General features: G+C 57.9%; 19 protein-coding genes. 6 read left to right on the forward strand and 13 right to left on the reverse strand.

The genetic code is table 11. From position 1 onward, the window contains the following. Positions 1-11: 11 nt before the first annotated feature. From AC1DS6_RS25350 to AC1DS6_RS25405, 12 genes are all read right to left on the reverse strand, one after another. Positions 12-1262 carry a glycosyltransferase family 4 protein gene (locus AC1DS6_RS25350; protein WP_477103408.1) on the reverse strand — a complete coding sequence of 417 codons (1251 nt, stop codon included), beginning with the start codon at positions 1260-1262 and terminating at the stop codon, positions 12-14. Further along, a complete protein-coding gene (locus tag AC1DS6_RS25355; protein ID WP_477103409.1) occupies positions 1259-3112 on the reverse strand; it encodes a heparinase II/III family protein in 1854 nt (617 codons plus the stop codon). The genes AC1DS6_RS25350 and AC1DS6_RS25355 overlap by 4 nt, the downstream gene beginning before the upstream one ends. Next, complete coding sequence (locus AC1DS6_RS25360; RefSeq protein ID WP_477103410.1) at positions 3109-5121, reverse strand: bi-domain-containing oxidoreductase; 2013 nt, start codon at positions 5119-5121, stop codon at positions 3109-3111. The genes AC1DS6_RS25355 and AC1DS6_RS25360 overlap by 4 nt, the downstream gene beginning before the upstream one ends. A gap of 131 nt (positions 5122-5252) precedes the next feature. Then, on the reverse strand, positions 5253-5765 hold the full coding sequence (locus AC1DS6_RS25365; RefSeq protein WP_477103411.1) for an acyltransferase: 513 nt from the start codon (positions 5763-5765) through the stop codon (positions 5253-5255). After that, entirely contained in the window at positions 5762-6916 is a 1155-nt protein-coding gene (locus tag AC1DS6_RS25370) for a glycosyltransferase family 4 protein (protein WP_477103412.1), read from the reverse strand. Before AC1DS6_RS25370 ends, AC1DS6_RS25365 begins: the two co-directional genes overlap by 4 nt. Further along, positions 6903-8117: a hypothetical protein gene (locus AC1DS6_RS25375; RefSeq protein WP_477103413.1), complete on the reverse strand. Its 1215-nt coding sequence runs from the start codon at positions 8115-8117 to the stop codon at positions 6903-6905. The genes AC1DS6_RS25370 and AC1DS6_RS25375 overlap by 14 nt, the downstream gene beginning before the upstream one ends. 2 nt (positions 8118-8119) lie before the next feature. After that, positions 8120-9406, reverse strand: coding sequence for an MATE family efflux transporter (locus tag AC1DS6_RS25380; protein WP_477103414.1), 1287 nt, complete (start codon positions 9404-9406; stop codon positions 8120-8122). Between the two features lie 43 nt (positions 9407-9449). Continuing rightward, positions 9450-10703 (reverse strand): UDP-N-acetyl-D-mannosamine dehydrogenase, encoded by a 1254-nt coding sequence (gene wecC / locus AC1DS6_RS25385; RefSeq protein WP_477103415.1) that lies wholly within the window; start codon positions 10701-10703, stop codon positions 9450-9452. Between the two features lie 15 nt (positions 10704-10718). After that, entirely contained in the window at positions 10719-11846 is a 1128-nt protein-coding gene (wecB, locus tag AC1DS6_RS25390; protein ID WP_477103449.1) for a non-hydrolyzing UDP-N-acetylglucosamine 2-epimerase, read from the reverse strand. 314 nt (positions 11847-12160) lie between these two features. After that, the gene (locus AC1DS6_RS25395; protein ID WP_477103416.1) at positions 12161-14431 is read right to left on the reverse strand and encodes a polysaccharide biosynthesis tyrosine autokinase; all 2271 of its coding nucleotides are present in this window, start codon (positions 14429-14431) and stop codon (positions 12161-12163) included. Positions 14432-14451: 20 nt separating this feature from the next. Beyond that, positions 14452-14889, reverse strand: coding sequence for a low molecular weight protein-tyrosine-phosphatase (locus tag AC1DS6_RS25400; protein ID WP_441625764.1), 438 nt, complete (start codon positions 14887-14889; stop codon positions 14452-14454). Then, a complete protein-coding gene (locus AC1DS6_RS25405; protein ID WP_477103450.1) occupies positions 14886-16025 on the reverse strand; it encodes a polysaccharide biosynthesis/export family protein in 1140 nt (379 codons plus the stop codon). Before AC1DS6_RS25405 ends, AC1DS6_RS25400 begins: the two co-directional genes overlap by 4 nt. A gap of 1060 nt (positions 16026-17085) precedes the next feature. Between AC1DS6_RS25405 and AC1DS6_RS25410 the strand changes: the two genes are divergently transcribed. The 5 genes from AC1DS6_RS25410 to AC1DS6_RS25430 all read left to right on the forward strand — a co-directional run bounded on the left by AC1DS6_RS25410 (position 17086) and on the right by AC1DS6_RS25430 (position 21546). Beyond that, positions 17086-17427, forward strand: coding sequence for a hypothetical protein (locus AC1DS6_RS25410; protein ID WP_477103417.1), 342 nt, complete (start codon positions 17086-17088; stop codon positions 17425-17427). A gap of 419 nt (positions 17428-17846) precedes the next feature. Next, a complete protein-coding gene (locus tag AC1DS6_RS25415) occupies positions 17847-18335 on the forward strand; it encodes a hypothetical protein (RefSeq protein WP_477103418.1) in 489 nt (162 codons plus the stop codon). A 163-nt stretch (positions 18336-18498) separates the two neighbouring features. After that, a complete protein-coding gene (locus AC1DS6_RS25420) occupies positions 18499-19773 on the forward strand; it encodes an SDR family oxidoreductase (protein WP_477103419.1) in 1275 nt (424 codons plus the stop codon). Continuing rightward, positions 19770-20252 carry a DUF2269 family protein gene (locus AC1DS6_RS25425; protein ID WP_441625774.1) on the forward strand — a complete coding sequence of 161 codons (483 nt, stop codon included), beginning with the start codon at positions 19770-19772 and terminating at the stop codon, positions 20250-20252. The genes AC1DS6_RS25420 and AC1DS6_RS25425 overlap by 4 nt, the downstream gene beginning before the upstream one ends. A gap of 133 nt (positions 20253-20385) precedes the next feature. Then, positions 20386-21546 carry a GGDEF domain-containing protein gene (locus AC1DS6_RS25430; RefSeq protein WP_477103420.1) on the forward strand — a complete coding sequence of 387 codons (1161 nt, stop codon included), beginning with the start codon at positions 20386-20388 and terminating at the stop codon, positions 21544-21546. Positions 21547-21662: 116 nt separating this feature from the next. Here AC1DS6_RS25430 and AC1DS6_RS25435 read toward each other — a convergent pair whose 3' ends face one another. Next, positions 21663-22124, reverse strand: a complete 462-nt coding sequence (locus AC1DS6_RS25435; protein ID WP_441625778.1) for a CopD family protein — start codon at positions 22122-22124, stop codon at positions 21663-21665. A gap of 265 nt (positions 22125-22389) precedes the next feature. Here AC1DS6_RS25435 and AC1DS6_RS25440 point away from each other — a divergent pair, with 265 nt between their 5' ends. Next, the gene (locus AC1DS6_RS25440; RefSeq protein WP_477103421.1) at positions 22390-24363 is read left to right on the forward strand and encodes a sensor domain-containing diguanylate cyclase; all 1974 of its coding nucleotides are present in this window, start codon (positions 22390-22392) and stop codon (positions 24361-24363) included. Positions 24364-24421 lie beyond the last annotated feature (58 nt).

Below are 24421 nucleotides of genomic sequence, written 5' to 3' on the forward strand. Positions count from 1 at the left end.
CTTCACAGTTCTCATTTGTTAGCCGCGGCCTCAGTATTGCTTGCAAGTGGTAGGACACCCTGTACCCAATCCACCCAACGATCCGCCAAGATCACCCGACTGAACTGCTCTTCCGCAAGTGCACGGCTGCGCTGCCCCATGACTTTCAACTCGGCCCGGTCGCTTGATGCCATCTCCAACGCGTCAGCAAATGCGGCTGGGTCGTCTGGCGGCACAGCAAAGCCACAGCGATACTGTCCAATCAACTCGGCCAGCCAGCCCGGGTAATTGTTCAGTACTGGCAAGCCAGCAGAAATATAGTCAAAAAACTTATTCGGCGACGTACCGTAGTAGAACGCCGGGACATTGGACAATATCTGCAGCCCAACATCGGTAGCGGCCATCAGCCCAGCCAAACGGGCTTTGTTGACAGGATCGTGGAACACCACGTTACTTAGACCCTCCCGCGCGGCTCGCTCCCGCAAGCCAGCCTTCAGCTTTCCCTGACCAATCAGCAGAAGTTTGATATCGTGCCTGCCACGACGCTTGAGTTCGGCCGCAGTATCTAGCACCGCATCCAACCCGTTTGCGATCCCATGGGTTCCTGCAAATACTGCGAGCAAATCACTTGATTTCACGCCAGCCGGCCGCCAAGGCTCGACCGTACCGGCAAAAATACCCAGGTCACAGCCATTCGGCACCAACGCGACACGCTCTGCCGGGACACCACGACGCGAAATGCCCTTTGCAATGCCGGGAGAAAGTCCGACAAGCCGGTGAGCTGAGCGATAGCTGACCCATTCAAGTACCGACATGGCTTGTAACACCAATGGGTTTCGAATCACGCCCATGGCTCGGGGGAGCTCTGGCCAGAGGTCACGCACCTCAAACACAAAAGGCTTCCCCCGCAGCCAGCGTGCAAAAATGCCAGGAATGCCCGCTGTGAGCGGCGTAGTTGTGGCAAACAGCACGTCGTATTTTTCAGTAAGAGCCAAACCAACGCTGCGCGCCGCGAACTTTATGAATGTCAATCCACGCTTGACGAATCCATCGCTATTGGAATACGCCAGGTCGAATTCCACAATATCGATACCGTCTACCATCCCTCGACGGCGCCCTTTGGCGAACGGTACGATAAGGCCGGTCTTTCCCCCACCATAGCTACCACAGACCATGGTGACTTGGTGGCCTCGGCTCACAAGTTGACGCGCCATTTCGTAAGAGCGGATGCCAACCGAGCCTTGAGGTGTAGAAAAATGCTGATGAAAATAGAGAACTCTCATGGCTGAAACTGAAGCTCCGTCGTCAAGGTACCAGGACGATCCAACTCGACCTCCAGCACCGGAATCTGCGTCGTATTCATGTAGTAGCGCGACTCAAGGCCGCTCACAAGTTCGATGCGCTTGATCGGCACGTCCGCACTGATCCGCAATTCATGGCGACCATGGTGACCGCTCACCAGGATGCCATCACGCAGGGACCAGTCACCAGCCTGCAAGCGCCAACGCAATATCGCCTTCTCTCTAAATCCGGCCACCCGATCGATCACCCGCAGACAACCCGCCGACAATGCAACCCCCCGGTGATGCGAACACCCAAGCCAATCCCGATAGCCGGCTGCGCAGGAAGCCCCATGCGGATCGGTCCCCACAGGTTTAACTGCTTTCGCCTTAAGCCAGGCGCCAAACAAGAAGCGGCTGAGCCGTGGCATCTGATCGTGATCATCGAACTGCACCGTGTTATGACTTTCAGTGCCACCAAAGTAACGCAAAAGTTCGGGGGTGGCGCTATAGCTAAAGCTCCCACCGTCACGCAGCACGTTTTCCCCATTCACCCAAAAATCGACATGTAAGGCGTCAGCCTGGCTGGGACGAAAGCGATACCGCGGGATCCTGAAAAGCGCAAAACTTCGATGACCATGCAGTAGACCGTACCCCCCATCTGGCATGAACGATGAATGCCTCGCAGGCATCTGGCGGGACGGAACCGGAACATCAAGCCAACGCAATCCGTCCTCCCAGCTTCCGTTGCTCGCGTACGCCCTCCTTTGCAAGAACAATGCACATGCTAATTGCACAGACGGGCGGAAGTCCCGGTAGTCTGCTGCCGTCAACGGCAACAACCGGGCACCATCGTTGGCTCCAAGGTTTGGCACATCGCCGCTGCCGGGATCAGTCATCTGGTACAGCCAGTTCGCTGCAGCGCCTAACCTCGTTGAGACGTTCTGAGGAAATCCAGGGAGACCGTTTTGCCTGCGCCAAACTTCCACCATGGCGTAGGTGTCAAGCATCACCCTGTGATAGACCGTCGAGTGCTGACTGAAGCTTCCATCGGGAGCGATCAGCCTAAGTGCTCGGTTCCGCAGCCAATGGAAACCCATCCGTTGCCATCGCCGGCCTTCAGCGTGTCCTCGCGCCGCAAGCCAGTTGCCACCAATGTACAACGCGGCAGCCTCCGAAGTGCCGTGGTTGTTATCTTGAGCGATGGCGTAGCCCAGTGTTGGCGCAATGCGGAGCAGATGCACCCGCACAAGTTCCAGCAAGGCCGACTCGGGGGCTCGATGCTGACCAAGCAGCAATGCGGATATAGCAAGATGCATGACGCGAATCGATGCTTCCTGGCCGCATTTCCAGTTTGGGCCGAGATAGGCGGGATTGGAATCAGCCCAGGATGCCAGCCAAGCGTTAAGTTGCTCAAGTGCCGAGGATTGGCCGCCTGCTCCACGTTGGGCTAGCGCCAGCACCCAGTCGAAACGTGACGCCTCCCAGATCGTCTTGATATCACCCAATTCCGGATCAAAATCCGGCAGCCGCCACCAGGGGCGCTCCGGAGCAGTAAAGCCCTTCCCATTGAACGGATTGCAATGCCAATCTGGAATTCCCCCTCGCCCCGAGTGAAACCATCCAAAATAGGGCAGGCTATCAAAGGCGCTCAGCGCAATGCCCGAGTCAACCCCTTCTGGAATCGGCCGCAAAGCATGTGGAGCGAAGAATGGCCCGGGTGGGATCTGCGCTTGAAGCCGGCGTACGGGGTTCAATCCGGTACGAATGCCCACCCGATAACGCAGCGCTCGTGCAAGGCTCGGCATACCCAATGCCAGAGCCGTGCGCGCCTTGATTGCCACATCGCTCATTGCTTGCGCAACTGATCGGCAGCCTGAATGGATACCCGCGCCACCTCGAAAATCTCCTCTACCGGAATTGGTGTCGCTGCGCCGCTCTCGACTGCGCGCAAAAAAGCCGCGGCGCAAGCCTTTTGCCCCTTGTCCTGACGCCATAAGTTCATGCTGCGAAAGCCTGGCCAGCCAAAACCCCTCATCTTGCGGAAATTATCGATCCTCAGAACTCTTCCGGCGCAAAAAACCTCGACCCGTTCCTTCGGAAAGGCACCACTCCCGTTGGCGAAGTAGTGAATTGTTCCGAACGAACCATCGGCAAAGCCAAGCGTGATGCTAGCCTTGTCCTCAGTCACTGGGATCGCGGGGTGCTCGCCCATACGGCGAGCCTGAACAGACACAATTTGGGAGCCGACAAGATAGCGCATTAAGTCGATGAAATGGCACGCTTCGCCAATGATGCGACCGCCGCCGCTGTCGGCATTTTGTGTCCAATGGTCCGGAGGAATCGCCCCGGCATTCATCGTCATGATGAATGCCTTGGGTTCACGGACAGACGTGAGCAGCGCCTTCATCTTGACTACTTGCGGTGCAAACCTACGGTTAAAGCCAACCATCAAATGAGCGCTATGCCCTGAAGCCCGGGCCGCTGTGTAAGCGCTCTCAACATTAGCAACCTCATCGAGCGTAAGTGCCAACGGTTTTTCAACAAAAACGTGCTTGCGCCCCGCCAAGGCCTTCACCGCCAGGCTCGCATGGGAGCCGTGGCGAGTAACAATGGCGGCAACGTTAATTTCGCGGTCGCGAAGCACTTCCTCCGTATCCGTCGATGCGGCAAGGAAGCCTGCCGGTTTGCCGTGAATTACCCCGTTAACCCCGCCGGCAGTCACAATGGTATGCAGTTGTGCGCCAGCCTCCTTGAAAGCAGGAATCAGCACTCGCGACGCATAGTTTCCGGCACCAATGAAAGCGCAAACTGGGCGCGCCGCATCGAAGGCCTGTACGACAGGAGCCAACGCTACACGTCGAGTAAAGACCCCTTCCGTCGTCGACGGGTACTGTAGCAAGATCCCGAGCGCCGACTTGTCGGATGTCAACAAATCATAGGCTTTGGGCGCATCATCGAACGCGAAACGATGCGTGATCAATGGCCTGACATCGATCCGACCATCAGCCATCATATCGAGCACCGCTTCAAAATTGCGTTGTTCGGTCCAGCGCACCAAACCATACGGATAATCCTGACCCTGCTCCTCGTAGCTTGGATCATAACGCCCAGGCCCGTAAGAACAGGAAACTTGGAAATTCAGTTCCTTCTCATAGAAGTCTGCGCGATTAAGCTCAAGACCAGTCACGCCCACTAGCACGACACGTCCCCGCTTCCGACACATACGGGCGGCTTGCGTAACCGGCTCGTTGGATGCAGTAGATGCAGTGATGATCACTCCATCTACACCATTGCCTCGACTAAACGCTAAGCCCGCGGCCACGGGATCCTCGCCCATAGCGGGGTTACAGGTTTCGGCGCCAAAGCGGGCCGCAAGCTCCAGTTTGCGTTCATCGAAGTCGATGGCTAGGACCCGGCAACCGTGAGCCCGCAGCAACTGCACAGTGAGCAGACCGATCAAGCCTGCACCGGTGACGACGAACGCCTCTCCCAGGGTCGGGTGTGCCAACCGGATACCCTGAAGGCCAATCGACGCAACAACCGTGAAAGCCGCAGATTCGTCATCGACTTGATCGGGAATGCGTGCGCAGAGATTCTTTGCAATGCAAACAACATCGGCGTGGGGGCCATTAGAGACAACCCTGTCGCCTACCTTGAATTGCTCTGAGCCTTTCCCCAACGCATGAACAACACCAACATTACAGTAACCCAGCGGGATGGGCTGACTCAGTTTCGAGCGCACAGCGTCGATTGTGGTCGACAACCCGTCTGTGGCGATTTTTTCCAGGACCATCTTGACCTTTTCCGGCTGCATTCTTGCCTTAGTAAGCAAGGAGGACCGTCCGAAATCCACCAGCATCCTCTCCGTTCCAGCAGATATCAGTGTTGTCCGTGTTGCCGCCAACACATGCCCCACCCTGGCAGAGCTACATGGCGAATCCACAATCGATGTTGAACCCGATGCCAAATCTTGAAGAATCTGTCGCATTTCTACTCTCTTACTTTAATTGTTCTGGCTGGCACTCCACCGACCATCGTAAAAGCTGGTACGTCACGAGTCACGACGCTTCCGGCGGCAACGACAGCACCTTCGCCGATCGTCACACCAGGAAGAACGATGCAATTGGCCCCAATCCAGACATCCGCACCAATCACAACCGCCATTCTTTCGTGCCCGGCACCAAATATCCTCCCCCTTCCAGAAGGGATTCGATGATTGCTCGACAGTATCTGCGTGCGATAGCCGATTAAAGTTCTGCTTCCAATCCGTACCCCTCCATCGGTTGTTACAAGTACGTCTAATGCGAAATCAACATCATCACCTACGACGAGATTGCGGCCAGTACAGATCCAGACACCGGGATAGAATACGACCCGGCAACCAATCTTCCCTCCGCAAGCTCTTAGGAATATGGTCTTCAGAAAATTAAAAAACATGAACCTCGGCATTGAAAAAATGATCCTCATAACCATTTCAAACAATACCACGAAGAAATATTTCATCTCTTCCTCATCCATACATTGGGACCTCTGAATACAGAAAGATCCTTTCTTTTTAAAATATCAAAATACTCTTCTGTCTTCTTCTTAGCATCCGGGTAGGTACCAAGAACCTTATCCCCTGACTCAACAACGGATCTATAGACATCATCGTTTCTCGATAACATATCAATGGCATCTACAATCGATCTCGGGTCGCATGGATTAACATAAACCGCACCCTCTCCGCACGAATCCCTTGACCAGTCCGCATCGGTTACGAGAAGCGGCCTTTTAAGCGACCATGCCTCAACGAAGTTGTTGCTAAAACTCTCCAATCTAGCCAAATTGCACATAGCATCACACTGATCGATCAGTTCGCCAACCCGATCAGGAGATATTGGCCCTAAATTCAGAAAATAGTCTGACAAACCAAGATCATTTATTCTAAACAAGATATCCATTACATCCTTAACCCTATCATCCAGAGTTAGAATGAACTTACATCTAATCCTTCCCTCTTCTTTTACAATCCTCGCAACTTCAATCAGCGATTCAATTCGCTTGTTTTTGTGAAATCCAGTCAAATACAGAACATTAAACACATCGCCTTCCAAGCCTATGAATTTAGAGTCGCCCTTCCTATTTATTGCAACTGGACTCGGCGCCATCCTAACCACAAACACCCTATTAGCAGGGAAGGAGAAGACCTCCACGGCGCGCCGGGCCAATACCTCAGTCTCAAAAATCCAGTAATCAGCCTTTCCAATAGACCACCTTCTATACAGATCTATTGCCCCCTTATAAAACCTAGCCACTCGACCAAATCCCCGCCAAAAATCAATTTCTGGGTAAAAAAGATTTGAATATGCGCAACCGACCACATTGATTACTCTTCCCTTGCTAAAAATTGGAGGCGGCCCAAACAATGTGAAGCAAACGATATTGTTGTTCGTCGACTCCCTCCGCAGAGCTACCTCCGATCTAAGCCTGGAAAATAAGGTGTCCCGAGCAGCTTCCGATCTAAATCCAGATCTAGAAATTGATTCCACAATCTTGGAATTATGACGAAACGCAACCATACATCGAGTTCCTACTGGAATAGTTCCAAGCAAGCTGAGTGCATTCTGCAATCCACCACCCTTCCTAACAGGAAGAAGATTAATTATTATCAAAACCTTCTCCCGCTCGTTTCAATGAAGGATTAACAACTATCGTAAGAATTGTTGTCGCAACGTAAGACATCAGAACAGATTTAACAAAAAAAATCGTATCCGATCTCAGCGATGAAACAAATGCGATCATGAGAAGAGGAACCATAGACCTGCCAAATACAGTTCCCGAAACTGCAAATTTGTATATACTGCCGGCAATCCATAGCGAAGCTAAAATGAAGAGGGCGTACCCAAACCAACCAAAATTCCAATACAAATCTGCCAACAGCATGAAATCGTATCCCATATTTGGGTTATCGTTAAACATGCCATCAAATATAAGAGAGCCCCGCTGAACGGATTCTCCCTCCCCCATCATATATAGAAAAACACTTGGAATTACCAGAGTATGCAGCGACGGGAAAATCGTCTGGCCGAGCATGTATCCAGTTGTATTTTCAACATACTCCTTAACTTTCCATAGTATTCCCGGATACCCGATTGACGTGAGTATTGCGCGAGCAGCTCCCTCTCCAGCGCCAAATTCTACACTTGCCCCACTGGACCTGATTGCGTAGGACAAAAAAGAAATAATCGCAAAGGCTGCCGCCCCAACCAGAACCGATTTTGATCTAAAGAAACTCCGCCTGGAATTGCTCTCATAGTGACTGAATATCATCCGCGACAAAATTATCAAGCAGACGTAGACCGCGAGCCTTCTATCGCCCAAACTTATCTGATTCAAGACAAGGCACACCGAATATAATGCAGAAACCACTATGCTTCTACGCGAAAGGCCCAGTGAATTTAGATATACCGAAAGAACAAATAATCCAACAAGAGTAAATCTTGATAGAGCCGTGTCTATCGATCTATTGAACTGATTCACCCCTCTAGATTGGGCAGAAAACCCCCAATCGACACCGGATATCGCCCACAGAGCGAGTCCAATCAATATGACCTCCAACACAACCACACCCAGGCGATTATGCGTCGACTCATACCTGCAATCAGAAAGTTTCTTTGATGATAATTTCGATCCAAATTTAATGAAAATTGACGCACATATCGCCAATACAATCCCCATCTCGATATTTGATGCGACGTAGTAATCATTTGCGGGAACGCCGACCACATCCGCCCCAACAAAAAGCACAGAAAGAATTTGACCGCCAAAGAAGTTTACAACTAGAGCCACGATCAAAATAATATACAGTGCCATCCTCAACCCTCTCTCGATCTTAGAAGCACAATTATTTGCAGAAAAATCAGCACAATATATCCGACGGCCATACCTAAACCTGGCGCCACACTTCCAAAATTAAATTTCAAAAACAAATAGACGCAGAGGACATATACCACCGAATAAACCAGTGTCAATTTAAAGTTTATCCAGAACCGCCCGAACGATGAAATGCGCTGTTGCATAATCATACTGATAGAGCAAAGCACCCCCGCACAAGCGAGCGCGCGTACTGCATGCACAGCATCGAGATAGGAGATTGGATAGAATACTTCTAATAAATTACGGGAAAAAACAAATGTAATGCCGCCAAAAAAAATAGCTATTAATCCTGCAATAACCAGTGTCTGCCGAAATCTGGAACGAGCGGCATCTTTCCAATCATGTCCATCGCGAGCAGACAAAAAAGGCAGCACGAGATTTCCCAATGCCGCAGGAATAAATGTAATTAGCACATACCATTGAAACGAGACGGAAAATAATGCCAGCTCCCTAGCCCCTTCCGCTGTCGCCGCTAGCATTGACATACACATCCAGTGAACCGGGGCGCCGAGAGCAGTAGTCAGTATCGAAGGCACTGCCTTGTTAAGCGCAAGGCGGATCGCCGCTCTATCTATCGTCCACCACCCGATTCCGCGTAGATATCTAAGTCGGAGAAAGCATATCGTGAGAAATGCCCCAGCTGCATTAGCCAATATAAATATCAATAGAGCCACTTCTGGCTCTCTGATTGGCATACAAATCCATATTGCTGCAGCCGAGGTGGCTGCCGGCGCAATGGCGTATGCGGCTGCCAGCCTGTGCTCATGCAGCGCATAAAGAAATCCCTGCGTGCCCTGCAAAACTGCCGCGGCAAACAAGAGACCTGCACCCAACTGGATCTCTATGATTGCCTCAGTGGTACCGAACGCGGACCGAGATATATGACCCGCAAATAGGAAGATAGATAATGCGGCCCCTAAGGAGGTTACGAAGATCGCCACAAGAAAAGCCATCAATTGCCGCGTCAAAGCTTCCTTGTTGGTTACTTTTGGCAGAACATGGCTAGCGGCCTGGGACACTCCAGTTGCAAGAAAAAGACCTAGATTTAGCGCTGTTACATAAGAATAAGAAAATATTCCGTAGTCATGTACTGACAAAGAATGGGCCAGTGCAATATTGATAACAAAGACGGATCCGCGGCTTGTCACCGCAGAGCCCAGTCCCAGCAAGGACGCGCTTAGGAACGATCCCCTGCGTGTCAGAGACAGTAAGAACGCTTTTGACATGATGATGGACTGAGCGACAGACCTTCTACGGCATGCGGCGGTATCAAATTTCCTGCCGTTTGGTAGACCACATGCCACGCGTATCAATCACAATACGTGCCTGCAATCTATCCGTATCCAATTTGCGGAACTGTTGGTGGTCAACTAGGAGCACTACAATGTCGGCGCTATTAAGCGCCCGTTCGGCATCGAGCAGTTCGGCGCCAGCGAGCAATTCCGGAAGCTTCTTTACGTGCGGTTCTACTACAAAGATCGAGCCTGCCTTGGCGGTGAGCAGTTCCGCAACGATGTCAACGGCCGGACTCTCTCGCAAATCATCGATATTTGCCTTGAAGGCCAGTCCAAAGCAAGCGATCACTGGATCCTTGAAGCGGCTCGCTGCTTTCTTGACTCGCTCTACGACGAAGTGGGGCTTGGCATCATTTACCTCTCGTGCAGTGCGTATGATCCTGGCGCGCTCGGGCGCTGCGTCGACAATGAACCAGGGATCAACGGCGATGCAGTGCCCACCGACTCCCGGTCCGGGTTGGAGGATGCTGACTCGCGGATGGCGATTTGCCAGGCTGATTAGTTCCCACACGTTGACCCCAACCTTGTCGCAAATCATCGAGAGTTCATTGGCGAAGGCGATGTTGACGTCGCGAAACGCGTTCTCGGTTAGCTTGCACATTTCCGCGGTACGGGCATCCGTCACTATGCAGCGGCCTCGTACAAACAGTTCGTAGAGCGACTGCGCAGCCTCGCTGCATTTCGAGGTCATGCCGCCGATGATGCGATCGTTCTCTACTAGTTCGCGCAACACGTGTCCTGGCAGCACGCGCTCCGGGCAATGTGCTACGCGAATATCGGAGAGTTCACCCTGCTGTTGGGGGAAAGACAGATCTGGTCGGGCTTCAGCGAGCCATGCCGCCAGTTGCTCCGTTGCCCCCACGGGCGAGGTAGACTCCAGCACCACTAGATTGCCCTTTTGGAGCACTGGCGCAATTGCCTCGGCTGCCGCCTGGATGTAGGAGAGATCCGGCCGCTTCTCCTCCTTGAACGGAGTCGGCACCGCAATCAGGAAAGCATCGGCGGGCTCGGGTTTAGTGGTTGCCCGCAGGAAGCCTTGCGACACAGCTGCGTGCACGAGCATATCGAGATCTGGCTCGACAATATGGATCTTTCCCTGGTTGATGGTGTCTACCGCGTGTTGGTTGACGTCCACGCCGACGACCTTTCGTTGGCGTGCAGCAAAGACGGTCGCGGTGGGTAGACCAATATAGCCCAAGCCGATGACGGAAATGGTTTGAAATTCCATTTTTGTTGCTCTCGATTACGAAAAATATGATTGAATTGCCCGACTAATACGAGCGCAGGCGGCACCATCGCCATATGGGTTATGCGAGCGGCTCATCGCCACGTAGGCGTTTTCGTCTTCGAGCAACTCCGAGGTGCTGGCGACCAGTTGTTCAACGGATGTCCCTACCAGCCTTACCGTGCCCGCTTCGACCGCTTCTGGCCTCTCTGTTGTATCGCGCATCACCAGTACTGGTTTGCCTAGCGAAGGTGCTTCCTCTTGGATGCCCCCGGAATCGGTCAGAATCAGGTGGGCGCTATCCATCAGATGGACGAAAGGTAGATATTCGAGAGGCTCGATCAGATGGACGTTTTCAATGCCCTTGAGAAGTCTGCCTACAGGCTCGCGCACATTGGGGTTTAGATGTACGGGGTAGATGACATCAACGTCTCGGTGCATCCGTGCGATCTGCGCAAGCGCAGCACAGATGCGCTCGAAACCATCTCCAAAGCTCTCCCGGCGATGGCCAGTCACCAGCACGATGCGGCGCCCACGGATGTCATATGGAATCTGTCGAGCGGCGTGTTCCCGCAGCAACGCATCTGACTGCAAGCGAGTTCTAATGGAGAGCAGCGCGTCGATCACCGTGTTTCCCGTTACCACGACGGTTTCTTCTCGCACCCCCTCGTTCAGCAGATTCTGTCGCGAGCGCTGAGTCGGTGCGAAATGCAACGACGCTAGCGAGCCAGTGACCTTCCGATTGGCCTCCTCGGGCCACGGCGAGTAGAGGTTGCCCGTGCGCAGGCCGGCCTCGACATGGCCGACCGGGATCTGCTTGTAGTAAGCGGCAAGTGTGGTCGCCAGGGTCGTGCTAGTGTCGCCATGCACCAGCACAAGGTCGGGAGCAAACGAATTAAGCACCGGCTTCATTCCCCCCAAGATGTTGCCGGTCAACTCAAACAGATCCTGTCCCGGCTTCATCACGTTGAGGTCGTAGTCGGGACGGATATCGAACAGTCGCAGGACTTGGTCCAGCATTTCGCGATGTTGCGCCGTAACGCAAACGCCACAATGCACACCATCTTCTTCCATTAGTAACTTGACAAGCGGTGCCATCTTGATGGCTTCCGGACGTGTCCCGAAGACGACTAATACCTTCTTCATTTTGAGGATTCCAGATCCATTTTCTGCATTTTCCAAATCGCGTGCCGACGACTCGCAATGCAATCGCACGCGCGAATGTATTCCTGCCCTGTATTCAAACAAGCATGCTGGTGACACGATTGCGTACAAGTAATTCGCGCGAAGCTTTCCGGCGCGGGCCATTCTGCGATGGCACAACGAAGCGCAGGAGCTGACGCCACCGGTGCTTCGGATAAGCCGCTGGCTGACCAGAGCCGCGGCATTTCAAGGACTTTGTTAATGTAAGCAGTCAAGCGGCTGTTTACAGTCTGATCGGGGCTAGTTACTCGCTAGTGCTATCGAGCAGTGCCGGTGTCCTCCATATGTTTGGCAGGGGCCGTCACTTCACTCGTATACCCGTAATACGCATACCGATAGCGCCCATACTTCGACCCATACCCATAGCGATAGGCACTGGCATCCAATCCATTGAAGACGACCCCATTCACTTCAGCGTTGGATTGACGAAGCTGCTTGGCCGATTCGGTGACCTCACCAATCGTCGTTTTCTCAAACCGGGTGACGAGAAACACGGTGCCGCAGCGCGCCGCCAGGATCGCCGTGTCCGATACCGCGAGTACCGGCGGGGTGTCGATCAGGACCAGGTCATACCCCTCGCTGATCTCCTGCAGCAGACTCACCATACGTTCGTTGAGCAGCAGTTCCGCCGGATTCGGTGGCAATACGCCGGTGCTCAGAAAGTCCAGATTCTCGAAGACGCCCCGGTGTACGGCTTCGTCGAAGCTGACCTGGCCAATCAACACGTCGGAGAGCCCGCGCTGCCGCTCCTTGCCAAAGTACTGGTTGAGATAGCCCTTGCGCAAATCCGCGTCTACGAGCAAGACGCGCTTGCCGCCGGTGGCCATGACCAGCGCCAGGTTTGCGGAAACGAACGACTTGCCTACACCTGGTGTGGGGCCAGTCAGCAGAACACGGTTGTTGTCGGCGTCCAGCATCGCAAACTGCAGCGCGGTACGCAGGCTGCGCAGGCTTTCGATTGAGGGATCGTTGGGATAGCGGTCTGCCAGCAGGAACCGGCCGCGCTTGCGCAGGCGGATCTCCTCACTGAGCATGCCTTGCTGCGTCGACAGCGGCACAGTGGCATAGACGTTCAGCCCGCTGTGCTGCTCGATATCCTGGGAGTCGGTAATGCCGCCGTAGAGTGCGTTGCGCGCAAAGGCTGCTACCACGCCGATCAGCACGCCAAGGATAGCGGCCAGGGCGATGGTAAGGCCCTTCTTGGGCTTGATGGGTTCTTCGGGAACGGGGGCATTGTCCAGCAAGCGGACGTTACCAACCTTGCCGGCCTTGACCAGCTTGAGCTGCTGCATATTGTTGAGCAGCCCAACGTAGAGGTCATTATTGACCTGGACGTCGCGCATTAGACGCAGGGTGTCCTGCTCGACGTTGGGGAACGTCTTCAACTTGGCAGCCATGCCGCCCACCTTGGCGCTCAGCGTAGCGATCTGCTGGTCGAGGGCTTGAATGCTGGGGTGCGTTGCCGTGAACCGGGTAAGCAGTTCCGTACGCTTCTGCTTCAGCTCAAGCAGGCTTGTTTCCGCCGTTACGCTTTCCTGCAGGAAGGCCTTGCCTTCTTCACTGAGGTTGAAGGTGTTGCGCTTGTTGCGCATTTCGTTGTATTTGACTTCCGCGCGCTCAAGCTCGGTTTTTAGCTGAGGCACCAAGTCGCCGAGGAAGACCAAGGACTTTTCGGCTTCGGCAGCTTTGCGCTTGATGTTCTGGGCGACATATTCGTCGCCGATCTCATTGAGGATGCTTGCGGTGAGCTTGGGATCGGTACCGTCAAGCGAGGCACCGATAATGCCGCTCTGCTTGCCTTTCTCAGCGATCTTGAGCTGGTCTTGCAGCTTTTCCAGCGTCTGCAAACGTGAACTACGTACCAGATTGAAGACAATTCCGGGCTTGGCTTTGAGATCCTTCACCAACAGGGTAAAGCTGCCAACGTTTTGATTGGCTTGCAGCAACTCTCCTACGCGGCCTTCCAACGGCTTGTCCAGACTGTCTTGCTCCACGCGGTAGCGGCCTTCACCCAACGCGACCAGTTTGAACTTCTCGCCTTCCAGGGATTCGGGCACATCGAATTGATCGACATCGATGGATTCCTTCGCCCACGCAAACCCGCCGAACCCGAGCAAACCCGGTTCGGATAGGCCTTTCGCCCGGCTGGCAATCCATGCACCGAAGAATGGCAAGTAGTTGGGCTTGGCGTAAATGTATAGATGCAGGTTGTCGACGGCCTTGCCCACCACCATGCGCGAGCGAAGAATCTCGATCTCGGCGGTCGCTTCAGCCTTTACGTCGAACAGGCTGGACACATCCCCCAGCAGGCTCTTCGCACTATTGGGGTTGTCTTCCACCTGCACCAAGATGTCTGCCTGGTACACCGGCCGGGCCAGGAAAGCATAAGCAACACCAAGTGCCAGGACTACGGCGGCGATCGTCGCGATCAGCACTCGGCTGGCGAGCAATACATCCAGATACCGTACGAGATCAATCTCGTCGTCCGGCGGACCAGCAACAGCAACGGGAAGAGGATTCTGGTTCATTGGCTCTACTACAAATACTGTTAACGGAGCGCCTGGATGCGCGGCACCCAAACTTCCACGCCACGCTGGATCAACTGCAGCGCGTTTTCAAAGGCGGGGAGCGCCTCGCGATATGGGTCCGGCACATCGAACCTGGCAAGTTCGCCAAGCCGGAATACCCGCCCCGTCGTCGCCGGATACTGTCGCTGGATCTCCTGCTTTTGCGGGTTGTCCATCACCAGGATCAAATCGGCTTGCGTGGCGATTGCGCGATTGAGCTGGCGCGCACGGTGGCCGGTAATGTCCAGGCCCAGGCCACTCATCAATGCAACCGCGTGCGGATCGGCCGGTTGGCCAACCAGCGCGCCCAACCCGGCCGACACGACATTCGCCTCGGGCAGCGCTTGCTTAAGCAGTGCTTCCGCCATCGGACTGCGGCAAATGTTGCCTATGCACACTACGAGCACGGTCTTGATCATTTGATCGTGTTCGCGGTGGAGTTGAAGAAGTTGCCGCTCGGGAGCAACTGGTTGATCACGCGGCTCCAGCGGACTACACCGGCTGCGTCGACATACACGACGTCCTTGGGTTTCAGTTCGAACGATTCCGCCAGCGCCAGCGACACGGGCGACTTTCCGTCAAGGTGGAAGACTTCAGCTTCGCCGTCCACGTTCTTGCGAATCACATAGAGTTCCTTCGCATCGGCGGAAACGGGATTGACGCCGCCGGCTTCGCCAATCGCTTCATTCAGCGTGAGGCGGCCATTGCGCGGCAAAATCGTGGATGGCCGCACCACTTCGCCGGTGACAAACACCTTGCTGTCTTCGCGCTGTTCCACACGAACGATGTCACCATTGCGCAGCATGACGCGTGCCGGGTCGATGCCTTGTTGCAGTAGCGCGGGCAGGTTGACAAAGTAGTTCTTGCCGCTACGGGCAATGCGAATGCGGCTGTTGTCGCCGGTGGTGACATTGACGCCACCGGCGCGATTGAGTGCTTCAACCAGCGTCATCGGCACGTCGTCGATGTTTTGCGGGCCGGGGGTCTTCACTTCGCCATCCAGGTACACGCGCTTGCTACGGAAGGCGAGTACGCGCACGGTGACCTGGGGCATGTTGACGACGCCCTTCAATTGCGTACTGAGCTCGCCGCGAATCTGGTCCGGCGTTCTGCCGAGAACAGTGAGTACGCCTGCGTACGGAAACTGGATGGTGCCGGCGGGGCTGACCACGTATCCCGGTACGTTGGCTGCGCCACTGTAGTTGGGAATCTCGTACGCGGAGCCGATGGAGTAGGTCTGGGTGGGGAACACGAGTTCGGGGTGGTCCCACACGACGATGGAGAGGATGTCGCCAACGCCTACCGTATAGGGCTCCGGCGTGCCAAACAGTTCGCTTACATCTGCGTTCGCCGGCGCGGCGGCGGCCTTCATCGCGCGCACCAGGGCGGGGGTGATGGGGGTGACTTTGGGTACGGTATTCGGATCTTCCGGATCAAGCGGGCGCTGCGGATCGAAGCGCATCCCCGGCGCCAATGCGCAGGATGCCAGCAACGGAATCATCCCCAGCAACAGTACCGCTCTACGGTAAGACAGAAGGCTTGAAAGCTTGAACACGTCTTGATAATTCCCTTGAAACCCGAAAGGTCCGCACTCCCGCCCGTCTCCTGGCCGGGGATTGCTGCGACGAAGCCGCTTGTCCAACATGGCACACGTCGGTGCCTTTCCACTACCTGGGCGTGCCGGGCGGAGATGAACTTTGCGGCGATGACTTTGTGATGCGTGCGCTATTTCCTTGCACTGCATCACAGCGTTGAGCCCGGCGAAGTGTATGGCTCATGGGGGTCGCTCTTCAAGGCGGCGCGGGCGTTTTTGCCCTGTTTTCTATCCCCACTGAAGAGTGGACCCGACAAAGGGAGGGATGTCATCAGAGGCGGTGATGCAGAAGAATTCAGCTTGTTTTCATAGTGGAAAATTCCGTCATTTCCTGGGGTTTTGGTTCGCTTTTTTCGCTTCGGCTTTTCATTGCATATTTGCTGCGTTGTCCGGAATCTTCTTTGCGGGTGCGAAGAGATTTCTTGCGTTGCGGCGAATTCTTCCGCCATCCCTTTGCATGTTCGGAAAGTCAGGCAATACGAATATTCCGGTACCCCCACAAGGGAGGGAAAGCGCGTAGCCGCAAGGACTGCCATGCTGACTCAATTCCGTGCGTGAAGGCGATCGCGTAAAGCGGGCAATTACCGATAGAGCCAGCGCTTTGCTTGCGGCCACTTGCACACGCATGCGGTACCTCACGAAAGTCGGAAGCACCATAAAAAAAAAGGGTGTAGGCGCGGGGAGTGCCTACACCCTATCGGGAATTAGCAAGGGGTCACGCTTGCTGATCTGGATTATTGAGGCGCGCGGTACCCGCTGTTACCCCGCTTAGGTAGGCCCCACGCTTAGGTGGGGAATGCACGGCGTCCAGGCCGCCCGAAGTGTCCGCGGATGGTCGATTCGGCAAGCCTGCGCGAGTGATTCCTACCAAGGCAGGGTACCGGTGCGGCGCTGTCGAAATCAGAATTCACCGGTGATTCATCACGGGTCAGGCATCTGTCCATCCGCGCTGGCCAATGCACGATTTTTTGCGTGGGCGCGCGTTGGAGATGACTGACGCAAACTCGAAGGGCAGAGGCGGATGCTGGATTTAACCGAGAAGCATATGGAGGCCGGGGCTACAGCATTCGGAGCGCGGGAGGCCTGGGTCGAGGCGCACCTGACGCCGTCGGGCTGGACATATGGCAGCTATAAGGATGAGGACGCACCCCCGGTCCTGGTCTCGACGCCCAGCGAGGCGGTGCTGACGGTCAGGCGACACTATATTGTTGGTGGCGGCGCCGCTCCCCGGAGGCTCAGCGAGGTCCGCACAACGCGCACGGACTCCACGCGAGAAATCATCCGCTTGCTGGAAACCTTCGGTGAGCCACATTTCAACTTCAGGACGCTTCAGGTGCCCAGGGTACCCAACGTTGCGTTGTGACAGGATTTTGACTCCAGCGCCGTGGGCAGTACACAGTCCGAGGCTGGAGCGCCGTTCATGCCACCTCGGGCGGACACGGATCGTTCCTTGTATCTGCCCTGTTTTCCGCACCGCGCCGGAACGGCAGCCTGGCCGCCATGCCACCGCTGACCGCCTGGTGACAACGCGCCCGCCTCTAGCCCCGAAGGATGACAGGCTAGGTCAAACGGCGCATTGACAGTGCGCCGCCAGGGCCTAACATCGGCTTATTCCCACTCAATTGCCTCGCTGCCGCAAGATCCTGCCGAAAGCCGCAATGCAAGCGCCTTAACCGGCATACGTATACACTGCCGTTTTTTCGCTGGATACAGGCTCGGCAAAGCCGTGCCGAGGGCGGTGCCCGAACGGCCGATAGCAACGAGACAATAGCTGATAGAACAATGAAAGTTTCGACTACCAACGTCCTCAACATCCTGGAGCAGGACGAAATCGCCGCGGTCCGTGATCTGGCGCGCATGGTTTCGCACCCTCGCGCCTTCGTCCTGCTGCGGGCCGCCTTCGTGCTGATGGCCGTGGTGGCCGTGCTGTGTTTCGCGGCCGGTAGCTTTCAGCTGTCCGGCTTTGAGAACGTGGGGATCGGTGCGGCGATACTGGCCGCGCTGCTGTTCCTCGCCGAGCGCCGCTGGTTTGGCAACCGCGACGAGGTAGTGGTGCCGGCGGCGCAAGTCGATGCGCTGCGCACGCAGCTTCGCCCGGAGATGTTTGGCAAGCTGGAGGAAGTCGCAAAGCGCCTGACGCATGATGGTCCGGGAGACGGGATTATCCGGGTTCGCACTTTGTGGCAGTTCTTGTCGGAGTCCGTGGCAAGCGATACGCTCAAGCGCCGCAATGCGCGGCGCTCCCCCACCAAGGAATCGCGGACGGGCTGAGTCGCCTTACGCGCGCGGAGCGGCAAGGCCGCCCTCCCTTCGAGTCACCCTTTCCGCTCATACTGCCGGGATGCCGCCCCCCCCACGCGGCATCCCTTGACTTCCGGCCACTCGTTCTGTAATTTCTGTTTACACAGAAATTACAGAAACAACAGGTGACACGATGCGGATTTTGGTGGCGGGGGCTAGCGGGCTGGTGGGATCGGTTTTGGTGATCCGTTTGCTGGCCCAAGGGCATCACGTGGTGGCGCTGGCGCGGCGGCCCGGTGCGCTTGCGCGCCATCCCCGGCTGCACTGCATCGCGGGCGACCTGACTGCCTGGACCACGCCGGCGCATTGGCGCGCTGCCTTGCACGGCGTCGATGCCGTCCTCAATGCGGCAGGGATCTTCCGGGAAAGCGGGCGGCAACGCTTCCAGGCACTGCACGTGGATATGCCGCGCGCCCTGATGCTGGCTTGCGAGCAGGCTGGCGTGCGCCGCATGGTTCAGCTTTCCGCGCTCGGCGCGGCTCGCAATGCCGCTACCGCTTACTGGCGCAGCAAGGGCATGGCCGACCATGCCTTGCGGGCCAGCAAGCTGGACTGGTTGATCGTGCAGCCGTCGCTGGTATATGCGCCATCGGGCCGCAGCGCCACTTTGTTCCGGCGGCTGGCGGCACTACCCGTGCTGCCGGTGCCGGCGGGTGCCGGGCATGTACAGCCCATCCATATCGACGACCTGGTGGCGCTGCTGGCCAATGCGCTCAGCGGGAACTGCGCGGGCCGGCGCACCGTGCCAGCGGTCGGCCCCGCCCGGCTCGGGGTTGCCGGCTGGCTTGGCGCCCTCAGGGCCGGCATGGGCCTGCGCCCGGCACGGTGGCTGCGCGTGCCGGGCTGGCTCGCCGGCCTGTGCGCGGCGGGCCTGGCGAGACTTCCGGGCGGCCTTGTCGACCGCGACAGCCTGCTCATGCTGCGCACCGACAACAGCGCCAGCCCGCGCGCTGCCGCCGCGCTGGCCGGGCGGCCCTTGCGCGCGCCGGCCACCTTTGCCTCACCCGCCGAGCGGCTGCCCTCCTTGCTGTACTGGTACTTGCGCCTCGCCAGGCTCGCCATTGCCGCTGTCTGGCTGGGCACCGCCTATGCCTGCTTCGCGGATCCGGCGGCCGGCGCGGCCTTGCTGCGCGATGCGGGCCTGCCGCCCGGCTGGCGCTTGCCGCTTGTCTGGTTCGGCGCCGGCCTGGACCTGGCGCTAGGTTTGCTGGTGCTGTGGCGGCCCACGCGCGCCGTGTGGGCGGCGCAACTGGCGCTGGTGCTTGGCTATACCGCGCTGATCACCTGGCTGGTGCCGGCGTGGTGGGCTCATCCCTTCGGGCCGGTCCTGAAGAACCTGCCGATGCTGGCCTGGTTCGTTTTCTTCTCCCAGATAGACCCCGATGCGCAGACCGAGGAGCAAGCATGACCTACCTGATCGTCAAGTGGCTGCACATCTTGTCCGCCACCTTTATGTTTGGCACGGGCTTTGGCACCGCCTTCTATATGTTCTTTGTCAATCGCAGCCGCAATGTGCAGGCCATGGCCGTGGTGACTCGCTGGGTGGTGCGCGCCGACACCTGGATCACCGCGCCCGCGGTGGTCTTCCAGCCGTTGAGCGGGCTTTACATGATGCACGCGGCGGGATACGCGCCATCGGCCTCCTGGTTGTGGATTTCCCTGTCGCTCTATGCGCTCGCGGGTGCTTGCTGGCTGCCGGTGCTGTGGCTGCAATGGCGGATGCGCGATATGGCCGGGCAGGCCGCGCTGGCATCGCACGGCGCGGCGGACACCCGCGCGCTTGCGGCGCGCTACTGGTTATATGAGCGGATCTGGGTAGCGCTGGGCTTTCCGGCCTTCGGCGGCCTGCTGGTGGTGTACTGGCTGATGGTAAGCAAGCCGGCCTGAGCATCGGGGCCATGGCGGCATTTGGCATGGACATGAACATAAACATGAACATGGGCAGGGTTGACCCCCAACCTCCGGCTGTCAGTCTTTGGTAGGATTACCGATCGTCACTGACGGACCATGCGCGCTGCCAATGCCCCAGATCGATCTGAGAACGACGGTCTTCCTTTCATCGGTCATGTCGGCCCTGATGTCGGTTGTCCTGCTATCGGCCTATTACAGTTTTCCGCGGACCATCAAGGGGATCGGGTACTGGGTGGCAGGCTCGCTGATCCTGGTCGTCACACCGGTGCTGTTCTGGTTGCGGGGTATCGTCCCGGACTGGCTCTCGATCGTGGTGGGCAACGCGCTGTTGCTCGGCGCCGTTGGCCTGTGGACGCTGGCGATACAGGCGTTCTACGGTCGGCCGCAAACGCGCAGCCTCGCGGCCGGGCTCACGGCGGTGGCGACCCTGCTGCTGGCCTGGTTCGCGCTTGCGGCCCCGAATTATGTGGCCCGGGTGATCATCGCGACTTTCTTCGTGTCGATCTTCTACGCGATGCAGTGTGTCCTGATCCTGCGCCATGGCGAGCGGCATTTCAGTACCTACTTCTTTGGCGGCCTGATGGCCGCCCAGACGCTGGTGGTGATGGTGCGATTCGCGACCAGCCTGTTCGCCGGCCTGGCCGAGCAGACGCTCTTCGCCCCCGGCGACATCGTCCAGATCCTCTATCTCAGCGCCAACACGTTCATGGTCCTGGCGTTGTCGGTCGCCTTCATGCTGGTGATCACGCGGCGCCTGCATGTGGAACTCGACATCCTCTCCAGGACCGATCCACTGACGCAGTTGCTCAATCGCCGCGCGCTGTACGATGCCGGCAAGCGTGAGCTGGACCGGATGCAGGTGGATGGCGGAGAGATGGCCTTGCTGCTGATCGACCTGGACCACTTCAAGCGCGTCAACGACAGCCTGGGACATGCCGAAGGCGACCGGGTGCTGAAGGAATTTTCGGCCATGCTCAAGCGCGAGTTGCCGGCCCATGCCTATCCCGGCCGCTTCGGCGGCGAGGAGTTCCTGGTGTTGCTGCCACGCACCGGCATGGACGGCGCGCTGGCCCTGGCCGAGCGCCTGAGGTCGATGTCCGCCCGGTTTTTCGGCAGGCGCATTGCCGAACTCACCATCAGCATCGGCGTGGCCTGCCTGGATAAGACGGAAACGCGCCTCGATGGCGCCATTGGCCGTGCCGACCTGGCACTCTACCGCGCCAAGAGCGCGGGCAGGAACCGGGTCGAGGCGGTGATGGAAGCCGCTTGAGCCGTTGCCTCCGGGGCGGGTCCGCTGGCCCCGCGCGTTAGTCCGGGATCATGCCGCAAGGCAGGTTGGCCACCGCGCCCGGGACCGGGGTGCCCGGAAGGCGACCCCGCGCGAAATCAGGCGAGCAGCCGGCCCAGCGTTGCCACCGCGATGGTTAGCGCGCCGAGCAGCAGGTTCAGGCCCACGGCCTGCCGGATGCGACCCAGCGCGGCGCCGCCGGCTTTCCAGTCCTGCGCGTCGACGGCGCGGCGGAGTGCGCCATACGGGCCGAAGTACACATAGGCAAAGATCGCGATCATGACCAGCCCAATGCCGGACATGGCATGCCAGTGCCTGGGCGCCGCGGCGAACCCGACCCCGGCAAGCATGGATATGCCGCTGATGGCGATCAGCGCGACCGCCACCCAGACCCAGGCCAGGAAGCGTGCGAATACCGCACGCCACAGGCGCAACCGCTGCGGCGGCTCGAGCAAGGTGCCCGCGGCCGGGCGCAGGCAGACATAGGCGAAGAACATGCCGCCCACCCACAGCGTGACGCCGGCGATATGCAGGAAATGGAGTACGGGATCGAGGGTCATTGGGGGAGGATTTCCTGCTGGCGGGCTGCGGCCGGGCTGGTGACTGTTGGGGGAATGCCGCATTTTAGCCTCCGAAGGCCACTTACGCCGGCGAAAGCCACCGACAAGGCACGTAAGTCCGAGCATCCCTGTCGGCAACGCGGGATTAACACCCCGCTTCTGCTAACCTACGAACCGGGTCAGTAGCCCGCGGTGGAGGACGGGCAGCCGGAACGGAAAGTGCCGGCAATCGGGCTAATCCGAAAACTCCAATAATAAGATACTCATGCGGCACTCCCTAAAGTACCGGGTGGCCTTGGCTACCGCAGTCGTGGTGACGTTCATCATCCTGGCGCGTGCGCTGTTCGCCCAGTATTACGCGTTCCAGAGCCTCAAGGCATTGCGGCAGGCGCAGCAAGAGACGTTGGTCAAGCTCGTCGCCGAACAGCTCGATGAAAAGTTCGAGTCGCGGGCTAACGCCTTGCGCCGCCTGGCTCGCCAGCTGGCGCCCATGCTGGGGCGCTCGCCCGCGGAGATGAAGCACTTCGCTGCCCAGGCCGTCTCCATCCCGGAAACCCTCAATGCCGTGTTCCTGGCGTGGCCCGACGGGAACATGGCGTTCAGCACCGCCGTTCCCGCCGGGCAACGCATCCACCTTTCGGACCGCGACTATTTCCGGGAAGTCGTCCGCGGTTCGGAGTTTGCCGTGTCCGACCTGCTGCGCGGGCGGATGAGCGATTCGCCCGGCGTCGTGCTGGCTGTCCCCTTGCTCGGCCCGGACGGGAAGTTGCTCGCGGTGGTTGGCGGGGCGTTGAATTTCACGGAAAGCAACTTCCTCGGCCAGCTGGCGCACAGCCGGGTTGGCCTGACCGGGAGCTATTGCCTGGTTTCCACCGGCGCCAACCCGCGTTACGCGATGCACCCGGACCCGTCGAAGGTGATGACCCCGGCCAAGGCGCTCGGCGAGACCTGCGGCCTTGAAGCACCGCGTTCCGACTGGGAAGTCCTCAGCCCGACCCAGCCTGTCGTGGCGCGTTACCTGCTCGAATCCAATGGCTGGGAGGTGGTGTCCGTCCTGCCTGCCAGCGAAGCCTACGCGCCCATCATCGAGGCCCGCCGCAAGACGATCATAGCCGCGGGACTCTCCCTCGTGATGGCCGCCCTGATGATGTGGGTTGTAATACGGCGCATGCTGGCGCCCCTGGAGCTGCTGCACCGCGTGGTGAGCGAGGTGCCCAAGGATCCGGCCGCACTGGCCTCGCTGCCCACCAGCCGCAATGACGAGATCGGCGAACTGGCCACCACGTTCGGCGCGGTCATGCGGCAGTTATCCGAACGCGAGGCCGCGCTCTCCGCCGCCAAGGATCGCGCCGCCGAGAGCGAGAAACGCATCGAGGCCATTGCCAACCACGTGCCCGACTTCATCTCGTTCATCGACATGAACGAGCGCTACATCTTCGTTAACGAGGCCTATGCGCAGCGGTTTGGCCTGCCGGTGCGGCAGATCGTCGGCCTGACGGTGCGCGAGCTGTGGGGCACCCCGGCCTATATGGCATCGAAACCTTACCTGGAGCAGGCCTACCAGGGCACGTCGGTCACCTTCAGCCTGGAAGGCAAGGACGGCGCCGAGTATGTGGAAGTCACGTACCAGCCTGCATGGAATGACGGCCAGGACACGGTCCAGGGACTGTATATGTTCGCGCGGAACGTGACCATCGAGCGCCAGAAATTGCGCAGCCTGGAAGCGCAGACGCTGACGGATCACCTGACTGGCCTGCTCAACCGCAAGGGTTTCGACCGCCGCATGGCCGAGGCCATGACCCGCGCCAGCGCCGACCACATCAACGCAGCGCTCCTGCTGGTGGATGTCGACGATTTCAAGGCCATCAACGACACCTATGGCCATGCCGTTGGCGACCGGTTGCTGGCTGCGTTCGGCGAGCGCCTGACCGCGTGCGTGCGCACGGGCGATGCGGTGGCCCGGATCGGCGGCGACGAATTCGGCATCGTGCTGGACGAGGCGTTCAGTACGGCGACGCTGGAACGCATCGCCCAGGCCATCGTGCAAGCGGCAACGCGCGCGCATTTCATCGAAGGCCATACCATCGTGGCGACGGCCAGCGTGGGCATTGCCATTCATTACCCCGATGACGGCCAGACCACGAACGAGCTCTTCATGCGCGCCGACATGGCGCTCTACGAAGCCAAGCGCGGCGGCAAGGCCCGGTATACACCGCCTACGTCGAGCAGCCGGGCTTAGTCCGGCCTGGCATGGGTTGCCCCGGACGGCCGTCCCCGGCCACAATGCAGGCTGGCGG

The organism is Cupriavidus sp. 05L310, from assembly GCF_056398185.1.

Coding starts and splice junctions, on each gene's coding strand:
- AC1DS6_RS25425 (WP_441625774.1), top strand. CDS start 19,770: ATGACCTACCTGATCGTCAAGTGGCTGCACATCTTGTCCGCCACCTTT.
- AC1DS6_RS25375 (WP_477103413.1), bottom strand. CDS start 8,117: ATGGCACTGTATATTATTTTGATCGTGGCTCTAGTTGTAAACTTCTTT.
- AC1DS6_RS25350 (WP_477103408.1), bottom strand. CDS start 1,262: ATGAGAGTTCTCTATTTTCATCAGCATTTTTCTACACCTCAAGGCTCG.
- AC1DS6_RS25435 (WP_441625778.1), bottom strand. CDS start 22,124: ATGACCCTCGATCCCGTACTCCATTTCCTGCATATCGCCGGCGTCACG.
- AC1DS6_RS25360 (WP_477103410.1), bottom strand. CDS start 5,121: ATGCTGGTGGATTTCGGACGGTCCTCCTTGCTTACTAAGGCAAGAATG.
- AC1DS6_RS25420 (WP_477103419.1), top strand. CDS start 18,499: ATGCGGATTTTGGTGGCGGGGGCTAGCGGGCTGGTGGGATCGGTTTTG.
- AC1DS6_RS25400 (WP_441625764.1), bottom strand. CDS start 14,889: ATGATCAAGACCGTGCTCGTAGTGTGCATAGGCAACATTTGCCGCAGT.
- AC1DS6_RS25365 (WP_477103411.1), bottom strand. CDS start 5,765: ATGAAATATTTCTTCGTGGTATTGTTTGAAATGGTTATGAGGATCATT.
- AC1DS6_RS25380 (WP_477103414.1), bottom strand. CDS start 9,406: ATGTCAAAAGCGTTCTTACTGTCTCTGACACGCAGGGGATCGTTCCTA.
- AC1DS6_RS25440 (WP_477103421.1), top strand. CDS start 22,390: ATGCGGCACTCCCTAAAGTACCGGGTGGCCTTGGCTACCGCAGTCGTG.
- wecB (WP_477103449.1), bottom strand. CDS start 11,846: ATGAAGAAGGTATTAGTCGTCTTCGGGACACGTCCGGAAGCCATCAAG.
- AC1DS6_RS25430 (WP_477103420.1), top strand. CDS start 20,386: ATGCCCCAGATCGATCTGAGAACGACGGTCTTCCTTTCATCGGTCATG.
- wecC (WP_477103415.1), bottom strand. CDS start 10,703: ATGGAATTTCAAACCATTTCCGTCATCGGCTTGGGCTATATTGGTCTA.
- AC1DS6_RS25355 (WP_477103409.1), bottom strand. CDS start 3,112: ATGAGCGATGTGGCAATCAAGGCGCGCACGGCTCTGGCATTGGGTATG.
- AC1DS6_RS25415 (WP_477103418.1), top strand. CDS start 17,847: ATGAAAGTTTCGACTACCAACGTCCTCAACATCCTGGAGCAGGACGAA.
- AC1DS6_RS25410 (WP_477103417.1), top strand. CDS start 17,086: ATGCTGGATTTAACCGAGAAGCATATGGAGGCCGGGGCTACAGCATTC.
- AC1DS6_RS25395 (WP_477103416.1), bottom strand. CDS start 14,431: ATGAACCAGAATCCTCTTCCCGTTGCTGTTGCTGGTCCGCCGGACGAC.